The sequence below is a fragment of the Thioflexithrix psekupsensis genome (assembly GCF_002149925.1).
Classification (GTDB): domain Bacteria; phylum Pseudomonadota; class Gammaproteobacteria; order Beggiatoales; family Beggiatoaceae; genus Thioflexithrix; species Thioflexithrix psekupsensis.
In genome coordinates this window covers 817,280-836,321 of sequence record NZ_MSLT01000023.1, presented here as the reverse complement: position 1 = coordinate 836,321, position 19,042 = coordinate 817,280, and the positions used below count along the sequence as shown (strand labels likewise).

Sequence of the window (19,042 nt, the reverse complement as noted above, 5' to 3'; positions counted from 1 at the left end):
CAGCACAACACAACACACGGAGGTTGCGAATTTTACGATTTACTTTTTTTAAGAAAATTCGCACATTATTTTATGAAATTTAGTGAAAATTGGTTAAGAGATTGGGTTAATCCAGATATTAATACCGCCGCGTTGGCCGAAAAATTAACAATGGCCGGCTTGGAAGTGGAAGGCATTGAACCGGTGGCTCCTGCGTTTACTGGCGTGTGTGTGGGGGAAGTGTTGCAGGTTGAACCCCACCCTAATGCCGATAAATTGCGGGTGTGTCAGGTGAATGTCGGCCAAGAAACGCCGTTAAATATCGTTTGTGGCGCGGCGAATATCGCGGCAGGTTTGAAAGTACCGGTGGCGCAAATTGGGGCAAAATTACCCGGTGATTTTTCGATTAAAAAAAGTAAATTACGCGGAGTCGCCTCAGAAGGCATGATTTGTTCTATTTCTGAATTGGGATTGGCAGAGAGTTCTGAGGGAATTTGGCCGCTGCCCAGCGATGCGCCTGTGGGAAAAAATGTTAGAGAATATCTGGGCTTAGATGATGTCACCATTGAGTTAAATGTGACCCCTAATCGCAGCGATTGCTTGGGCATAGAAGGTTTAGCCCGCGAAGTGGGTTTATTAACACAAACCAATATTCAAGCCATTGATTATAAAGAAGTTACTGTGTCGATTCCAGACACTTTTCCCGTACAAATTGATGCGCCACAGGCCTGTCCGCATTACGTGGGGCGAGTGATTCGCGGTCTTAATCCCCAAGCGCAAACGCCTTTATGGTTACAAGAACGTTTACGTCGGTGTGGTTTACGTAGTATTAGCCCGATTGTGGATGTGACGAATTATGTGTTGCTCGAATTAGGGCAGCCGCTCCATGCCTTTGATTTAAAACAATTACAAGGCAGTGTTGTGGTGCGTATGGCAGGCGAAGGGGAAACATTAACCCTGTTAAATCAACAAACATTGACTTTAGATGCCCAAAGTTTAGTCATCGCCGATCAACAGCGAATACTGGCGTTAGCTGGTGTCATGGGTGGTTTGGATTCTGCGGTGGCGACGGAAACACAAGATATTTTCTTAGAAAGTGCTTTTTTTGCGCCCGAACAATTGGCGGGTACGGCGCGGCGTTATGGATTACACACGGATTCTTCCTATCGTTTTGAACGCGGTGTTGATCCCAATTTGCAACGACGTGCGGCTGAACGCGCCACCGCGCTGTTGTTAGACATCGCGGGCGGACAAGCGGGAGAGCTGATTGAGTGCCGTTTTGCCGATTATTTACCGCAAAAACAAGTGATTTGTCTGCGGGCTGAACGAATTACGCGCTTATTGGGCATGGCCTTGCCGGCGGAAACGGTGACGGATTATTTAAAACGTCTGCATTTAACCCTGATCAGTGTTACTGCGCAGGAATGGCAGGTGATTCCGCCTTCAAATCGTTTTGATTTAAATAGCGAAGTGGATTTAATCGAAGAATTGGCGCGGGTTTATGGTTACAATCATTTGCCGACGCGGCCTTTATACAGTCATCTTAATATGTCCGCTGTGCCTGCGCGGCGCGTACAAGACGTGCAACAAATTTTAATACAACGCGGGTATCAAGAAGCGATCACCTATAGCTTTGTCGATCCCAAATTGTTGCAATTGATCAATCCCGAATCCGTGCCATTGCAATTGGCGAATCCTATCGCCAGCGACATGTCAGCAATGCGTACTACGTTGTGGGCAGGCTTATTACAAGCGGTGCAGTATAACCAAAAACGACAACAACCCAGAGTTCGCTTATTTGAAACAGGATTGCGTTTTGTGACTGAATCTGGTGTTTTACAGCAAGAACCCATGTTAGCGGGCGTGGCAACAGGCAGCGCATGGCCAGAACAATGGGGACTTCCTCACGATCCCATCGATTTTTATCATGTTAAAGCCGATGTCGAAGCCCTGTTACGCGCTGATTCAAAATACAAATTTAAAGCGGCAACTCACCCTGCATTGCACCCCGGCCAAACAGCAGCCATTTACCGTGATCAACATTTGGTGGGATTAGTAGGTGCTTTACACCCACAAAAATTGCAGGAATTAGATTTGATCGCGCCTGTTTATCTGTTTGAATTGGCTTTATCTGAATTACTTGATGCGCCTTTAGCTCGCTTTAGTGAAGTATCCAAATATCCATCAGTACGACGAGATGTGGCTTTAGTGCTGGATCAAAGTATTGCAGTTGATATGCTCATTCAATTTGTACGGGAAAATGGCGCAAGAGAAACGCTGCAAGATTGCCTTTTATTTGACGTTTATCAAGGTAAAGGAATAGAAGCGGGTAAAAAAAGTGTTGCTATAGGCTTGATTTTTCAAGCGAAATCGCGCAATCTTACCGAGTCTGAAGTAGATAGTTCCATTGATGGAATACTCGCTTCTTTACAACAACAGTTTGGCGCATATTTAAGGAAGTAAATAAGAATGGCACTGACTAAAGCAGCAATGGCCGAGAGATTGTTCGATGAAATGGGCTTGAATAAACGCGAAGCAAAAGAGATGGTGGATTTATTTTTTGAAGAAATTCGCACCGCTCTGGCAAAAGGTGAACAAGTTAAATTATCGGGCTTTGGTAATTTTGATTTGCGCCGTAAAAATCAACGCCCCGGCCGCAATCCCAAAACAGGCGAAGAGATTCCAATTAGTGCGCGTCGGGTGGTGACTTTTCGTCCAGGGCAAAAGTTGCGTACTCGCGTAGAAGCCTTTGATGGGCAAGTTGAATCGGATACGGGTTATCACGAATCCGAATGAAAAACTATCTAATAATGACGCGAATGTCGCTGATTTTTTTCTCTATTTATCCCTGCAAACAGCGAGAAAACGCTTATGCTAGAACCCAGCAATAACAACGAATTGCCCGCCATTCCAAGCAAACGTTATTTTACCATCGGTGAAGTGAGCGATTTGTGTGCTGTGAAACCGCATGTTCTTCGTTATTGGGAGCAGGAATTTTCACAGTTAAAACCCATTAAACGGCGTGGTAATCGTCGTTATTATCAGCGACAAGACGTGATGTTAATTCGTCAAATTCGCAGTTTATTATATGAGCATGGTTTTACTATCGGGGGGGCGAAACAGCGTCTTTCTGATACGCCCTCAACAGAACATCCCAATAATGTGCAATTAATACGGCAATTGCGTTTTGAATTAGAAGAAGTTTTGGCAATTCTAACCCCCTGAATAAATATTGTTGAAAAAGGAATTTTAACGATTTTATTCGCTCGTTACTTTTCTCAGAAACTGCGCCATTTGCCGCATTGTTTTAATGCAGTGTGGGTGGCGTGGTTTTTGTTTTTAATTTAATCTAATTTAAAAACTGTGGTGAAGATGATGTCTGAATGGTCTAGTTTGCGGGTGGGTGTGGGTGGCCCTGTGGGTTCGGGTAAAACCGCGTTGGTGGATGCGTTGTGTAAGCAAATGCGGCAACGTTATGAATTAGCGGTGGTCACGAATGATATTTATACGCGAGAAGATGCCGAATTTTTGACCCGCAGCCAAGCCTTGCCCCCTGAGCGCATTGTCGGGGTGGAAACAGGCGGTTGCCCACACACGGCAATCCGTGAAGATGCGTCTATGAATTTATTAGCGGTGGAACAATTGTGTCAACAATTCCCCCAAGTGCAATTGGTTTTTATCGAAAGCGGCGGCGATAATTTAAGCGCAACATTTAGCCCTGAATTATCCGATTTAACGCTTTATGTGATTGATGTGGCTGCGGGCGATAAAATTCCCCGTAAAGGCGGACCCGGCATTACTCGCGCTGATTTGTTAATTATTAATAAAATTGATTTAGCCCCTTATGTCGGCGCATCTTTAGAAGTCATGGAACGCGATGCCCGCTTAATGCGCGGCGAACGACCCTTTTTATTTTCTAATTTGAAAACAGGGCAGGGCTTGCCGGAGATTGTTCGCTTTATTGAGGAGAAAGGGGGGTTAACAGGTTAAAAATGAATGCTTACTCATCGTTTATTTTTATCACTGATTAATAATAAAAATCCTTCATAATAACTACTTTTTTAAATTCAAATTTCTCAAACCAACAAAAAAAGGGAGACAACCATGAAATTATCTCATTTATTCTGTGCGGGAATTTTGGCGTTTTCAATGGGCGGCGTGCAGGCAACGTCACCTGAGTCTGAAGCAGCACCCGAAACCGCGCCTGCTGAAGCGGCAGCGATGTCCATGTCTTTGTCACAAATGGTGGTGAGATTGCCTGTGGCAGAGGGCGTGACTTTGGATGCAGCGATTGAATCCATGTTGCTGCGCGCTAATGCGCTCAATATGAAACAAGTCGCGCATCAACCCATGTGGCGCGAATTTGAAGCCCAAGGTTTTGAGAAAATTCGACGGGTGGAAATTTTCCAATTTTGCAATATTGCCGCGGCTCATGAAATGTTGAATTTTAACATTGATTTTGTGGCATTTATGCCTTGCCGAATTGCCGCTATTGAAGACAATGAAGGCAAGCCATTTTTGGTGATGATGAATTTAGATTTATTATTATCTTTGTCTAATATGCCTGATGAATTAGCGGCTCTGGCGAAAAAAGTCCGCGATGATTTAATGGAAATTATCCAAGCGGGTGCCGAAGGCGAATTGTAATTAACGCCAATTCTCCGCTTTGTCAAAAACGCAGAAAGATGAGTTTCACAGAATAAATGCGTGACTCATCTTGCTGTATTGGGCGGCCTCCATTTTTATATAAACTCAACGCCAATTCCAAATAAAAAAATCTTATTTTCTATTTCAACCCAGCATTAAGGAAAAATCTAATGTCAGATATTACTAAAATTCGCGCCCGTGAAATTATCGACTCTCGTGGTAATCCTACGGTAGAAGCGGATGTTTACACGGCAGTGGGTCATGTTGGCCGGGCGGCCGTCCCCTCTGGCGCATCCACCGGCTCACGAGAAGCCTTAGAATTACGCGATGGTGATGCCAAACGTTACGGCGGAAAAGGCGTATTAAATGCGGTGGAACACATCAACGGCGAAATCAGTGATCATTTGATCGGTTTGGAAGTGACACAACAAGCTGAATTAGATCAACGCTTAATCGATTTGGATGGCACGGAAAATAAAGAACGTTTAGGCGCGAATGCCTTGTTAGCGGTGTCCATGGCGGTAGCACGAGCGGCGGCGGCGGATCGGGGATTGCCCTTGTTTCAATCGTTGGCCAGTCCTGATTATCCCATGCAACTGCCTGTTCCCATGATGAATATTATTAACGGCGGCGCACACGCGGATAATAATGTGGATTTACAAGAATTTATGATTCTTCCCACCGGTGCGCCCAGTTTGCGCGAAGCCTTGCGTTACGGTGCGGAAGTGTTTCATGCCTTGAAAAGTGTCTTAAAAAACAAAGGCTTAAATACTGCTGTGGGAGATGAAGGCGGCTTTGCGCCTGATTTGTCTTCTAACGAAGCCGCGATTGAAGTGATTTTAACCGCGATTGATAAAGCGGGTTTTAAAGCCGGTGGGGACATTTGGTTGGGTTTGGATGTGGCCAGTTCTGAGTTTTACAAAGAAGGGCGTTATCACCTGACTTCGGAAAATAAAGTGTTGTCTTCTGAAGAGTTTACGGAATATTTGGCCAAATGGGTCGATCAATATCCGATTTTGAGCATTGAAGATGCCATGGCTGAAAATGACTGGGCGGGTTGGGCGCATTTAAGTGCGCGTTTGAAAGACAAAGTGCAATTAGTCGGTGATGATTTATTTGTTACTAATACCCGTATTTTGCAAGAAGGGATTGACAAGGGCATTGCCAATTCGATTTTAATTAAATTAAATCAAATCGGCACCGTGACCGAAACGCTGGCCGCCATCCGAATGGCACGCCAAGCCAACTACACCGCGATCATTTCCCACCGCTCTGGCGAAACGGAAGACAGTTTAATTGCGGATTTAGCCGTAGGTACGGGCGTGGGACAAATCAAGACGGGGTCAATGTCGCGTTCAGATCGCATTGCCAAGTATAACCAATTGATCCGTATTGAAGAAATATTAGGCGATACGGCGGTTTATCCGGGGCGTGCTGCCTTTTATAATTTGAAATAATTCCCAATTTTTCGTGGGGAAAAGAAGACGAGGAGTCAGACTACAACACATAAAGAGTCTGACTCCTCGTTAGGAAGCATGAAAACGCTCACGCTGGTGAAGGTTCTACTTCTTCATTTTGGGCATTGGTACGACTTCAGAGACGTTTTGCATCCCTTTTTCTACCCAAGCGGACAATTCGGCTTTCACATCCACCAATACTTCGACGGTTTGGCGGGCGTTATCCAGCAATTTTTCGTTCATTTCCGTGAACAACTTAGATTGTGCCGTTGCTAAGTCCTGCACATTCTTGGCTTGGCTCAACATTTCCAACTGCTTTGCGCCGCTTTCCATGTACAGACTGATCATGTCCATTTGACGTTGGGTTAAGCGGGTCATTGCGGTGGTGTTGATTTCGCCCAGTTCCTTAATGGCATCCATGGCTGATTTATTCATTTCGGTCCATTTTTTCAGTAACTCGTTGTTGTCCATTTCGACGTTCTCCAAAAAAGCATGATGGTTGTGTTTTACAAAAAAAAGCGCGGCTAAAAAATTGTGCATTGCAACAACGCTGCAATGCACAATATGCTAAATCGTTTCGGGTGTCAAGTTTTTTCTAAGTGACACCGTCGAAGCGAGTTATGGCCCCATGTGTAAGCCACCGTTCATGGCAATATTTGCGCCGGTGATGAAACCTGAACGATTATCGGCTAAAAATTCAACCGCCCATGCGATTTCTTCTGGTGTTCCCAAGCGGCCAACAGGAATGGTGGCAATAATGGCTTTACGAATTTCTTCTTTAATCGCCATCACCATGCTGGTGCCGATGTAGCCGGGAGAAATGGTGTTGACGGTTACGCCTTTACTGGCGACTTCTTGGGCTAAGGCCATGGTGAAACCGTGCATTCCTGCTTTGGCCGCAGAATAGTTGGTTTGACCGGCTTGGCCTTTTTGACCATTGACTGAAGAAATGTTGATCACTCGTCCCCAGCCGCGGTCAACCATGCCATCAATCACTTGTTTCGTCACGTTAAACACGCTGTCTAAGTTGGTTTTAATCACGGCATCCCACATGCTTTTGTCCATTTTGCGGAACATTTTGTCACGGGTAATTCCTGCGCCGTTGACCAGAACATCTACGGGGCCTAATTTGGCTTCTACTTCTTTGACCATTTTGGCCGCAGAATCAAAATCACCCACATCACCCGCAGCGATTTCAATATCAAAGCCTTCGGCTTTCATTTTCGCCTGCCAACCGGGACCGTCATCAATCCCTTCTAACCACGAAGCCGCCACGCGATAACCCGACTTGGCCAAACCTTGGCAAATGGCCGTACCAATTCCACCTGTACCACCCGTCACTAATACAATTCTTGCTGTCATCCTTAAATCTCCGATAATTGTTGTGTTAAGCGAGCGTAAACACTCTTCGGTTGGGTTTATTGATGGAGTCTGTTGCGACTGCCATCCCATTTAAAGAAAACGCTTCTTTGAAATGTTGAGAAAATCCTTTTTATTATCTCTTGTGAAGGGGCGACTTCCTGTCTGCATTCCTCCGATCCTTTTTGGTGTTTATTTTTTCAACTTATCATCACCGCGGGTTTGTGCGGTTGTTTTTTGTTGTTCTTTTGACTCATCTTGGCGGCCGGTGATTGCCGCTTTGAAAAAATTTTCTTGCATGTCCTTCCACAAATTAATATTTTGTTCAGCAATTTCGGTCATAAAAGAAATCGGATTGTACATTTTAGCGCGGACATCATCTTGTTGCTTGGCAAAAAGCCCTAAACTGCGCTCAAAATAATTCGCCACAATACCTTGTAAGGTATCGCCGTAAAAACGAATCAGTTGTGCCAATACTTCACTGCTAAAAATGGGTTCCCCTTCTTCTTCCTGCTCCAGAATAATCTGCAACAAAATACTACGTGTAATATCCTGACCGCTTTTGGCATCCTGAATGCGAAACGGCACGTGTTCCATCACCAGGGTTCTGATGTCTTCCAATGTAATGTAACTACTAATGGCAGTATCATACAAACGGCGATTAGGGTATTTCTTGATGATTCTGGATTCGCTCATGCTATTAATTTCTAACTTCTAACTTTGAAAAGGGCTGTCGTCGAAATAAACACCAACATGGCGTGTCGGAAAACGGCACGCCATGATTACAGATAGGAATTAGCGTTCTACAGTAAGCGCGACCCCTAAACCACCACCAATACATAAGGTGGCCAGTCCTTTTTTCACGTCGCGGCGCACCATTTCGTGTAGCAAGCCGACCAATACCCGTGCGCCCGATGCCCCAATGGGATGGCCAATGGCAATCGCTCCGCCATTGACATTGACTTTGCTTAAATCCCAGCCGAGGTCACGATTGACACAAATGGCTTGTGCGGCAAAGGCTTCGTTGGCTTCGATCAAGTCTAAATCGTTGGGCTGCCAACCGGCTTTGTCTAAACATTGACGGGAAGCGGGAATGGGACCTGTTCCCATAATGCGCGGCTCAACGCCCGCACTGGCGTAGGAAACAATACGCGCCATCGGGGTTAATCCCAATTCTTTGGCTTTGCTTTCGCTCATGACCATCACAGCCGCTGCGCCATCGTTCAAACCAGAAGCATTACCGGCGGTGACAGTGCCATTTTTGTTAAAGGCGGGGCGTAATTTGCCCATGCCTTCCGCACTGGCATCGTGACGAATAAATTCATCATCTTTAAATAAAATTGGATCGCCTTTGCGTTGGGGGATTTCGATAGGCACGATTTGGTCGGCAAAAAGTCCCGCTTTTTGTGCGGCAGAGGCTTTTTGTTGCGACGCGGCGGCAAAAGCGTCTTGTTCGGTGCGGTCAATGTTGAAATCGGTGGCGATATTTTCAGCGGTTTGTCCCATGTGATACTGGTTGAACGCATCCCATAAACCATCAATGATCATGCTGTCTTGTAACTCCCAAGGTCCCATTTTTACGCCTTGACGTGATTTGGGCAGCAAATGGGGAGACATGCTCATGTTTTCTTGTCCGCCGGCAATCACAATTTGTGCATCGCCGCATTTAATGGCTTGTGCCGCTAAATGTACCGCTTTTAAACCACTGCCACACACTTTGTTAATCGTCATGGCTGGAGTGGTGACGGGAAAACCCGCTTCAATAACCGCTTGACGGGCGGGGTTTTGTCCCGTACCTGCGGTTAAGACTTGGCCTAAAATCACTTCGTCAACTTGATCGGCAGATACGCCGGTCTTTGCTAATAAAGCCGCAAGCACTTTTGCACCCAAAGTGCTGGCCGGAATGCCAGCCAAAGAGCCGTTAAATGTACCAACCGCCGTGCGAAGAGCCGCGACAATGACAACGTTTTCCATGAATTACCTCGTTTTGTGTGGGCTGGGTTAAAATGAGCCTAAAGACAGTTTGATCGTTATTCGTGTGTGATTAAGGAACGATGGTTAGACCGTAATTTTTTTAATTTGCGCGGTGCATTATATCCATTACAACCGCTTAAATCACCTGCAATTCAAAAATATCGCGCATTTTTTGCCGTTGTGTCTGTGGCGACAGGCGCGGCTTGGATCACGTTCAGAGTTCGCGCCAATGCCCCTTGTTGACTGAGAACGTAAGCATAAGCCCGCTGGGCATATTGCTGTCGCAATGCAGCATTGGATAATAATAATATTACATTAGACAAAAGTTCGCTTGTATTTTTTGTAAAAATAACGGCCTGCGCTTGTTGTAATTCGTTATAAATCGCCGCAAAATTAAACACGGAACAACCACTGATAATGGCCACTTGTGCCAAAGCGGGTTCTAAAGGATTGTGTCCGCCGTGTTCAATGAAACTTCCCCCGATCACGGCAATATCAGCCATGTGATAAAGCAAAAGTAATTCACCCATCGTATCAGCCAAATAGACTGATACATCGCTGTGACAAGGTGATGACTGCGTTTGTGAGCGGCGACAATAGGCGAAATTTTTTTGTTGACACAATTGCGCGACGCGATCAAAACGCTCTGGGTGCCGCGGAACAAGGATAAGCAAGAGCTGTGGAAACTGCTGTAGTAATTGGGCATGTACGGTTAATAACAAGGTTTCCTCCCCCTCATGCGTACTGGCCGCAATCCAAATAGGACGCGATCCCCATTGCGCCCGCAGTAAACGCGCCTGTTCTGGCAGGTGTTCGGGTATGGACATGTCAAATTTTAAGTTACCCGTCACCGTGACCTGCCGCGCGCCCAAAGCGAGAAAACGCTGGGCATCGGCTTGAGATTGTGCGGCAATATGGGTTAATTGCTGTAATAATTCCCGCGTCAATCCGCCGAAATAACCGTAACGCCGCGCCGACCGTGCCGATAAACGCGCACTGAGCAGAAAACAAGGAATGTGATGCGCGTGGCATTGGTAGAGTAAATTGGGCCACAATTCTGTTTCAATTAATAGCAATAAACTAGGGTGTTGTCGCTGTAAAAATAAACGCATACTCCATGGTAAATCATAGGGTAAATAAACATGCCGCACCGTGTTTTTTAACACGCGATGCAATTGTTTAGAACCGCTTAATGTGGTGGTGGTTATTAACAGGGAATGAGAGGGGTAATGTTGCATTAATGCAGTGATTAAAGGTAAAGCCGCTTGCACTTCGCCCACAGAGACGGCATGTATCCACAGCGTGGGCGCGCCGTCGCACGGATACGCAGGCGCAAGGCCAAAACGTTCTTGCCAACGCTGTCGCTGTTCGGGATCAAGACGGCTACGCCACAATAAGCGCAAAAGAATCCACGGCAATAATAAATGCAGTAATAAAGTATAAAATCCACGAAAGAAAATCATCAAAAAATGCCACATGATCACGATTCAACCCGATTAGGCAACACGGAAATAGACTCAATCATGAGTTGCAATTCAGTTTTATTTCTAAAAGAATTGACGGCTAAACGATAAGCCAAATAAAGTTGTTTTGTGCCACTTGGCCATACGGTATCAATGCGATTATTAAAGGCTAAAGCGGTTAAGGTTTTCTGGCCGTTTAGAGGACGCAATTGTAATTTTAAATGTTTTTCTTTTAATACTTGATAATGAATTAATTCAAACGCGCCATCAAAAATAGGTTCTTCAAATCCTTGTCCCCAAGGAATGGCGCGTAAAGCCTCGGCTAATTCTAAAGTAAAATCATCATCACTCAATTCGCCATCAGAATAAATCATATTGTCTAATTGATGAAAATTAATTAATTCCCGCACTTTCTGATCAAAAACTTGTTGAAATTGAGGAAAAGCGGCTTCTGGAATGGTTAAACCCGCCGCCATCGCATGACCCCCAAAATAACAAATTAACTCAGGATAATTGGCCTCAATACTCACCAATATATCTCGAATATGTACCCGTTGAATAGAGCGGCCTGATCCTTTTAAGAATCCTTCTTGTTCAGCCTGAGTAAACACAATGACGGGACGATGTAAACGCTCTTTAATGCGTGAAGCGAGTAAGCCAATGACACCGGGATGCCAATCCGTATCGAGTAAGCACACGCCTAATTGGGTACAACTTTCGGCATTTAATGACAAGGCATTTAATTGGGCTAATGCCTGTTGTAACATTTCGGCTTCAATAAATTGTCGTTCTTGATTAAATTGATCTAAGCGCGTGGCATATTCTAATGCGTTATTTTCTTCATCACACAATAAACATTGAATCCCATGACTCATATCATCCATGCGCCCTGCGGCATTTAATTTGGGAGCTAAAGAAAAACCTAAATCACGAGTCATCATTTCTTCTTGTGAGCGGTGAGAGACTTTAATTAAAGCCCGAATCCCCGCACAACATTGATTGGCACGAATGCGCCGCAACCCTTGTTCGACTAAAATGCGATTATTGTGGTCTAAAGTGACCATATCCGCCACCGTCCCTAAAGCCACAATATCTAATAATTCAGCTAAATTAGGTTCACGAATAGCCTGATCTTGAAACCAATTGATAGTGCGTAAATGACGACGTAAAGCCAGCATTAAATAAAAAATAACGCCCACGCCCGCTAAATGCTTACTGGGAAATAAATTATCAGCCACATTGGGATTGATAATGGCATCGGCTTGGGGTAATTGTGCGGCGGGTAAATGGTGATCGGTAATTAAGACTTTAATACCCGCTTTTTTCGCCGCAATCACGCCCGAAAAACTGGCAATGCCATTATCCACTGTGATTAATAAATCAGGCTGCCACGGGCGAATTTGCGCCACAATCGCAGGCGTTAAGCCATAACCTTGTTTTTCTCGATTTGGCACCACGTAACTGAGATGCAGCGCGCCAAATGCCTGCAATGCCCGATAAGCCACCACGCAACTGGTCGCACCATCCGCATCATAATCGGCCACAATCATGATACGCTGTTGTTCCATTAATGCAGTGGTTAATAATTCAACAGCAGTATCTAAGTTTTTAAAATCAGATAAAGGTAATAAATCATCTAATTTTGCCGTTAATTCATCTAAGGATTGAATTGAGCGAGCGGCTAAAATTCGGCGCAAAACAGGGTGCAATTCAGGCAAATAATGCGCATCATATTGCACCGCTCGCCGATGGATTATTTTAGGCATAATGAATAGTGAAAAAATATTTTACATTTATTATTAATTTCAGAACATTAACATTTTTACTGCCAAAACATGAGTGCCAATGAACTCCGATTACAATGTATCTACCGTGTAAAGTTTTACAACTCGTATGCAGAGTCAGCAAAGACAAGTGCAAGAACGGCATCGTGTGGGTTATTGTAGCGTAATTTGCAAGATAATGGACATGAATGCGCGGAGGATTTTTGTGAAGGTAGGCATAAGATACCTTAAATAATTTGTTTTAACCCTGCCTATTATTGGGTTACAATCAAGACAGAAATGCAGTTAATCTGAGATTGATGTGTTTCTGTTTTTATTTTTTCTTAGAAAGGAGTCGTTATGTTTTTGAAACGATTAGCATTTATGCTTGGTTTGTGGTGTAGTTTTTCTTTGGTTCATGCCAGTGAGATCAGAGAAGTGAAGGAAGTATGGACAAAATTGGATCGTACACAAAACCAATGTGCTGATATTTTCGATTATTATCCCAACGGTGGCTTATTAATTTTTTACTGCCATATCAAAACTTTTTTAGATGCCGCAACGCTGGGAGAAATGGCAAAAATGCCGATTTTTCTCAGTGGGCCGCATCTTGATAATCAGATTAACTCTAAAATTGAGGATCAATTTGGGCATTATAATCCCGAATTTGTGCGCTGGTTAATTAATAATGCGTTACCGAATGAAGAGGATAAGGCATTTATTGAAAGTACCCAAAGCGTTTATAACCAATATATGCAGTCATTGGCACAGGTTTATTTTGTCACTTATTTAGAATTAATGAACCGTGAAACTGCGTTTTTTGAACAAGAAGTGCAGAATTATTTCTCACAACTGACCACGCAAACTTTACCGCTTTATTATCATGAAAAATATTATGACTTTGCGCAATTATTTGAACAAGGTTATGATGGCAATGTGGTTAAAGGTGCGGTTGGTTTTTGGATTCGCCGACATTTGGATGGCACTGCTGATTTGTTTTATGAAGGTTTAAATAAGTTATTACGCCTTTATGATCCTCTCTTTTTTGAAGCGGCTTTATCTGTCCATGGTCAAACTATTAACAATACATTTGAAATCAACCAATTACAAGATGTTTGGGGTTATTTAGAATTACTGTTTTCAGATAATGTTAATTGTGAAGCAGAAAAAACATGGATGCCTGAAGTGGGAATGCGTGGCTTTTATTGTCATGTTAAAAAAGCATTAAATACCGCTCAATTACAAGGATTAGCAGGCGTTCCTATTTTCTTATCAGGGCCGCACAATGATGGTGTTTTAAACCTAGATGCGCGTTTTGAATTTGGGCATTATAATCCTGAATTTGTGCAATGGTTAAAACAGCATTTTTTACCTGAAACATTAAGCGCGGAATTTGTGGAAAATACTTATCCTGCTTACAATGCTTACGTTCAACCTTTGGCGCGGACTTATCATTTAGTTTATCGCATTTTGCAGCGAGAAGCGGCTAAAACTAAGCAAAAACAATTGCTTTATCTTAAAGAAATGAAAGAGCAAACATTATCCGAGTTTCATACCACTTATAATTATCTCAATTTTGCCCAGCAATATCCTGAATTGCAAACTCATGCCCGCAGTGATTTTGAAGTGGCCAGTGCGGTGACTTTTTGGTTGCGTCGTATGATTGATGGCACTGCGCCTGATTTTGCAGCGATATTAACGCAATTATTATCGGTATATGATTCTAATTTCTTAGAAGAATTCCCGTTGCGATAAAGTGGTTTTCATTATCCCGTGTATCAGATAAAATAAAATCTAATGCACGGGTTATTTATTCATCATGAGAGATTCATAATGGCACAACAACAACTTATTTTTAATTCTGATTTAATTCGTCGTTATGACACTGCGGGGCCACGCTACACTTCTTATCCCACCGCGGTACAATTCCATTCTGATTTCACGGCAGAAACGTATCGCCATTATGCCAAAAATAGCAATCAATTAACTCCGCCTTTATCGCTTTATTTTCACATTCCTTTTTGCGATACTTTATGTTTTTATTGTGCTTGTAATAAAATTGCAACCAAAGATCGCAGTAAAGTCGCGCCTTATTTAAGCCATTTATCGCGTGAATTAGAATTGCAAAGTGAATTATTTGATGCCCAAAGAATGGTGACGCAATTACATTGGGGCGGCGGCACGCCCACTTTTATGAGTCATCAGGAAATGGAAACCTTAATGAATGTGACGGCTCGTCATTTTCGTTTGCTGAATGATGACACGGGAGAATATTCAATTGAAATTGATCCCAGAGAAGCCGATTTAAATACCATTCGCTTATTAAGAGCATTGGGATTTAATCGATTAAGTTTGGGTGTGCAAGATTTTAATCCTGATGTGCAAAAAGCCGTGAATCGTTTGCAAACAGAAAAGCAAACTTTTGATGTATTGAACGCCGCAAGAGAACAAGGATTTAAATCCATTAGTATTGATTTAATTTACGGTTTACCGCTACAAACGGTTGATAGCTTTTCTGATACGGTGAAACGAATTTTAACGGCAAATCCTGATCGCATTTCGGTCTTTAATTACGCGCATTTGCCGCATTTATTTAAACCGCAACGTCGCATTAATGAAAATGACTTACCCAGTGCCAGTCAGAAATTGCTTATTTTGCAAAATACTATCGAATTATTAACCGCCGCAGGTTATGTTTATATTGGTATGGATCATTTTGCTAAACCCGATGATGAATTGGCGATTGCGCAGCGTAATGGCACGCTTTATCGCAATTTTCAAGGCTATGCCACTCATGCTGATTGTGATTTAATTGGATTGGGCATTACGTCGATTGGTAAAGTTGGCCACAGTTACAGCCAAAATTATAAAACATTAGAAGAATATTATGCGGCAATTGATGCGGGACAATTGGCGATTTTTCGCGGTATTGGTTTGACGAATGAAGATGTGTTGCGCCGCGAGGTTATTACGCAATTAATTTGTCATTTTGAATTAGAGGTGCGAAAAATTGAGCAATCATTTAACATTGATTTTCAAACCCATTTCGCACAAGAATGGCACGCCTTAGCGAGTTTACAAGCCGATGGCTTGGTGGATGTGACTCCAGAAAAAATCACCGTGCTGCCCGCTGGACGTTTATTGGTGCGCCATGTGTGCATGGTTTTCGATGCGTATTTACCGCAACATTTAGCGGAAAAACAACGCTTTTCTAAAGTTATTTAATTTTTTAATTTGTCAGAATCAGAATTTACAGAATTTCAGGATTTCCAGAATTTAAAAAATTCACTAAAAATAAACGATTTGCAAGAATTAATTTTGAAAATTTAGAAATTCTGTAAATTCTGATTCTGACAAAAGGAACACCAAAATCATGAGCGAATGGATTGAAAAATCAGCCGAAGAATGGCAACAAGAATTGACTCCAGAACAATTTCGCGTCTGTCGGCAAAAAGGCACTGAGCCTGCATTTACGGGTGTTTATTACGACGAAAAAACACCGGGCTTATACCGCTGTGTATGCTGTGGCAATGCGTTATTTCACTCCGAACACAAATATGATTCAGGCAGCGGTTGGCCGAGTTTTTGGCAGTGCGTGTCTGACGACAGCGTACACACCCACAGCGATTCGAGCTACGGAATGCAGCGCGTTGAAGTGACTTGTGGACGGTGTGAAGCCCATTTGGGACACGTATTTGATGACGGCCCCAAACCAACGGGATTACGCTATTGCATTAATTCGGTCGCTTTAGCATTAGAAACCGAAAAAGCATAATCATTTTAACAATGATATAATAAGCCACCTTAATTCACATGATTGGACATATTCTGTGTTTGTACAAAATCGTTCCGAAAGTCGGCAATTTTTTATCGCGGTATGGCAAAAATATCAACAACAACAGCCTTTAGAACCTTTAGAAGAAATTATTGTAGAGGTTCTATTGCAACATCCTGAATATCATCATCTTTTAACAGAAGATAATATAGACCGCGATTTTCTCCCCGAATTGGGGGAAACAAACCCATTTTTACATTTAAGTTTGCATTTGGCTTTGCAAGAGCAAATGAGTACAGATCGCCCTGTGGGCATTCGTGATTTGTACCATCAATTGCGTTTTAAATTCCAAGATACGCACGATTTAGAACATCGCATTTTAAATTGTTTGGTGGAATCATTATGGAATGCGCAACAAAAAAATAGCGCACCCAGTGACATTGATTATTTAAATTGTCTGCGTCAATTATTACGGCGTTAATAAAATGAATATTTGTGATGATGCGTCTTTGCTATTAAATGATTTAAATACTGCGCAACGCGAAGCAGTGGCAGCTCCAGAAACGCATGTGTTGGTTTTAGCGGGTGCGGGCAGTGGAAAAACGCGGGTATTGGTGCATCGCATCGCATGGTTATTACAGTGCCAATTAGCGCGTGCCAATCATATTTTAGCGGTGACATTTACCAATCGTGCGGCTAATGAAATGCGGGATCGCATTCAGAAATTATTAGGCTATAATCCTTCGGGTTTATTAACGGGAACATTTCATGGAATTGCTTATTATTTATTGCGGCAACATTGGCAATTGGCACAATTGCCTGAAACATTCCAGATTTTAGACAGTGATGAACAATTGCGTTTAATTAAACGGATTATAAAAGAAGCAAAAATTGATGATAAAGTATTTTCACCCAAGAAAATTCAACAGTTTATTAACGCGTGTAAAGAAAAAGCCCAACGCGCTCAATCTGTCGTGTTAATGTCCACGGATCGAGAAACCCAAGCAGCATTAACCGTGTATCAATTTTATGAGCAAACGTGTCAACAATCGGGTTTGGTAGATTTTACTGAATTATTATTAAAAACCTATGAGTTATTGCGTGACGATGAATCGTTGAGAAAACATTATCAAACTCGCTTTAAACATATTTTGGTGGATGAGTTTCAAGACACCAATTATTTACAATATGAATGGTTAAAATTAATCGCAGGGCCAGCGGCAAAATTATTTATTGTCGGCGATGATGATCAGTCGATTTACAGTTGGCGTGGGGCGCGTATTGAGAATATTCAATTGTTACCTGTTGAATTTAAAGAAACTTTACTTATTCGCTTAGAACAGAATTATCGCTCGACCAAGATGATTTTAACCGCCGCCAATGCGGTCATTAGAAATAATAAAAATCGCTTGGGTAAAGAATTATGGACAAATGGCACAGAAGGCGATCCGCTTTTCTTATATAAAGCCCATAATGAAATAAATGAAGCAGAATTTATTGTTCATAAAATTAAACTGCTCGGCAAAGATTACCATAATAATGCCATTTTATACCGCACTTCTTCGCAATCGCGGGTATTAGAAGAAGCATTAATTGATCAACAGATTCCTTATCGTATTTATGGGGGAATGCGTTTTTATGAGCGAGCGGAAATTAAAGATGTATTGGCTTATTTGCGTTTAGCGGTTTATAGCGATGATGACGCGGCTTTTGAACGGATAATTAACACGCCTAAACGCGGTATTGGTGAGCGCACCATTGAACCAATTCGTGCGTTAGCCAGACAACAAGGGATTTCTCTGTGGCGTGCCAGTCGCTTATTACTCGCGGATAATGGTTTTAAAGGGCGCGCAGCCAAAACGATTACCGAATTTCTGCATTATATTGAGTCGCTGATTGAGCAGACTCATACGCTTTTATTAAGCGATTTAATTAAGAAAATTATTGAGACCTGCGGATTGCCTGATTTTTATTTAAAAGATAATAAAGAAGAAGGGCAGCGACGCATTGAAAATTTAGCTGAGTTAATTTCAGCGGCGCGTCAATTTGAAATCTTTAATCGAGATGAAGAAAAACCAATTTTAACTTTTCTTGCGCATGCCACTTTAGATGCCAATAATGATAATGCTAATGAAACTAATCATGTGCAGTTAATGACTTTGCATTTGGCCAAAGGATTAGAATTTAAACGGGTGTTTTTATGTGGCTTAGAAGAGGGCTTATTTCCGCATCAAAATAGCCTTGATGAGGGCAATGTAGAAGAAGAACGTCGTTTGTGTTATGTTGGCATTACGCGGGCGCGGGAACAATTGTATTTAAGCCATGCCGAAACGCGCTATTATTATGGAGAGCGATCTTATTCCAGAGCCTCACGTTTTATTCGAGAAATTCCTGCTGAATTAATTGATCACATTCGCTTTAATAATGCACCCAATTATCAAGCCAATGTTAAAAATAAAAACGAAAAATTTGCCATCGGCACTCCCGTGCTGCATCACAAATTTGGGCGCGGAATTATTGTAGATAAAGAGGGACAGGGGGAATTTACGCGAATTCAAGTTGATTTTAGCGAAAATGATTGCAAATGGATTATATTGGCTTATTCTGACATAGAGTTGTTATAAC

At 42.7% G+C, this 19,042-nt stretch carries 17 protein-coding genes; 11 read left to right on the top strand and 6 right to left on the bottom strand.

From position 1 onward, the window contains the following. Positions 1-72 precede the first annotated feature (72 nt). The 6 genes from pheT to eno all read left to right on the top strand — a co-directional run bounded on the left by pheT (position 73) and on the right by eno (position 6,083). A complete protein-coding gene (gene pheT, locus TPSD3_RS16185; RefSeq protein ID WP_086489559.1) occupies positions 73-2,442 on the top strand; it encodes a phenylalanine--tRNA ligase subunit beta in 2,370 nt (789 codons plus the stop codon). A gap of 6 nt (positions 2,443-2,448) precedes the next feature. Further along, positions 2,449-2,775: an integration host factor subunit alpha gene (gene ihfA / locus TPSD3_RS16180; protein ID WP_086489558.1), complete on the top strand. Its 327-nt coding sequence runs from the start codon at positions 2,449-2,451 to the stop codon at positions 2,773-2,775. Positions 2,776-2,850: 75 nt separating this feature from the next. Beyond that, the gene (locus tag TPSD3_RS16175) at positions 2,851-3,204 is read left to right on the top strand and encodes a MerR family transcriptional regulator (protein WP_086489557.1); all 354 of its coding nucleotides are present in this window, start codon (positions 2,851-2,853) and stop codon (positions 3,202-3,204) included. 147 nt (positions 3,205-3,351) lie between these two features. After that, positions 3,352-3,969, top strand: a complete 618-nt coding sequence (ureG, locus tag TPSD3_RS16170; protein ID WP_425353095.1) for an urease accessory protein UreG — start codon at positions 3,352-3,354, stop codon at positions 3,967-3,969. A gap of 114 nt (positions 3,970-4,083) precedes the next feature. After that, positions 4,084-4,626, top strand: coding sequence for a DUF302 domain-containing protein (locus TPSD3_RS16165; RefSeq protein WP_245391626.1), 543 nt, complete (start codon positions 4,084-4,086; stop codon positions 4,624-4,626). A 170-nt stretch (positions 4,627-4,796) separates the two neighbouring features. Further along, positions 4,797-6,083, top strand: a complete 1,287-nt coding sequence (eno, locus tag TPSD3_RS16160) for a phosphopyruvate hydratase (protein WP_086489555.1) — start codon at positions 4,797-4,799, stop codon at positions 6,081-6,083. Positions 6,084-6,188: 105 nt separating this feature from the next. On the opposite strand, the gene TPSD3_RS16155 is transcribed toward eno, so the two are convergent. The 6 genes from TPSD3_RS16155 to recJ all read right to left on the bottom strand — a co-directional run bounded on the left by TPSD3_RS16155 (position 6,189) and on the right by recJ (position 12,645). Then, positions 6,189-6,518, bottom strand: coding sequence for a phasin family protein (locus TPSD3_RS16155; protein ID WP_245391625.1), 330 nt, complete (start codon positions 6,516-6,518; stop codon positions 6,189-6,191). A 183-nt stretch (positions 6,519-6,701) separates the two neighbouring features. Next, positions 6,702-7,445 carry an acetoacetyl-CoA reductase gene (gene phbB, locus TPSD3_RS16150; protein WP_086489553.1) on the bottom strand — a complete coding sequence of 248 codons (744 nt, stop codon included), beginning with the start codon at positions 7,443-7,445 and terminating at the stop codon, positions 6,702-6,704. A gap of 189 nt (positions 7,446-7,634) precedes the next feature. Further along, positions 7,635-8,138 (bottom strand): polyhydroxyalkanoate synthesis repressor PhaR, encoded by a 504-nt coding sequence (gene phaR, locus TPSD3_RS16145; RefSeq protein WP_086489552.1) that lies wholly within the window; start codon positions 8,136-8,138, stop codon positions 7,635-7,637. A 99-nt stretch (positions 8,139-8,237) separates the two neighbouring features. Continuing rightward, a complete protein-coding gene (locus TPSD3_RS16140; protein ID WP_086489551.1) occupies positions 8,238-9,416 on the bottom strand; it encodes an acetyl-CoA C-acetyltransferase in 1,179 nt (392 codons plus the stop codon). A gap of 152 nt (positions 9,417-9,568) precedes the next feature. Next, entirely contained in the window at positions 9,569-10,894 is a 1,326-nt protein-coding gene (waaA, locus tag TPSD3_RS16135; RefSeq protein ID WP_245391624.1) for a lipid IV(A) 3-deoxy-D-manno-octulosonic acid transferase, read from the bottom strand. A 2-nt stretch (positions 10,895-10,896) separates the two neighbouring features. Beyond that, entirely contained in the window at positions 10,897-12,645 is a 1,749-nt protein-coding gene (gene recJ, locus TPSD3_RS16130; protein ID WP_086489550.1) for a single-stranded-DNA-specific exonuclease RecJ, read from the bottom strand. Between the two features lie 357 nt (positions 12,646-13,002). On the opposite strand from recJ, the gene TPSD3_RS16125 reads away from it, so the two are divergent. The 5 genes from TPSD3_RS16125 to uvrD all read left to right on the top strand — a co-directional run bounded on the left by TPSD3_RS16125 (position 13,003) and on the right by uvrD (position 19,041). Further along, the gene (locus tag TPSD3_RS16125) at positions 13,003-14,397 is read left to right on the top strand and encodes a hypothetical protein (RefSeq protein ID WP_086489549.1); all 1,395 of its coding nucleotides are present in this window, start codon (positions 13,003-13,005) and stop codon (positions 14,395-14,397) included. 78 nt (positions 14,398-14,475) lie between these two features. Next, the gene (gene hemN, locus TPSD3_RS16120; RefSeq protein WP_086489548.1) at positions 14,476-15,867 is read left to right on the top strand and encodes an oxygen-independent coproporphyrinogen III oxidase; all 1,392 of its coding nucleotides are present in this window, start codon (positions 14,476-14,478) and stop codon (positions 15,865-15,867) included. Positions 15,868-16,015: 148 nt separating this feature from the next. Further along, on the top strand, positions 16,016-16,417 hold the full coding sequence (gene msrB / locus TPSD3_RS16115) for a peptide-methionine (R)-S-oxide reductase MsrB (RefSeq protein WP_086489547.1): 402 nt from the start codon (positions 16,016-16,018) through the stop codon (positions 16,415-16,417). A gap of 55 nt (positions 16,418-16,472) precedes the next feature. Further along, a complete protein-coding gene (locus TPSD3_RS16110; RefSeq protein WP_086489546.1) occupies positions 16,473-16,898 on the top strand; it encodes a DUF1841 family protein in 426 nt (141 codons plus the stop codon). Positions 16,899-16,902: 4 nt separating this feature from the next. Continuing rightward, positions 16,903-19,041, top strand: a complete 2,139-nt coding sequence (uvrD, locus tag TPSD3_RS16105) for a DNA helicase II (RefSeq protein WP_086489545.1) — start codon at positions 16,903-16,905, stop codon at positions 19,039-19,041. The last annotated feature ends 1 nt before the right edge of the window (position 19,042 follow it).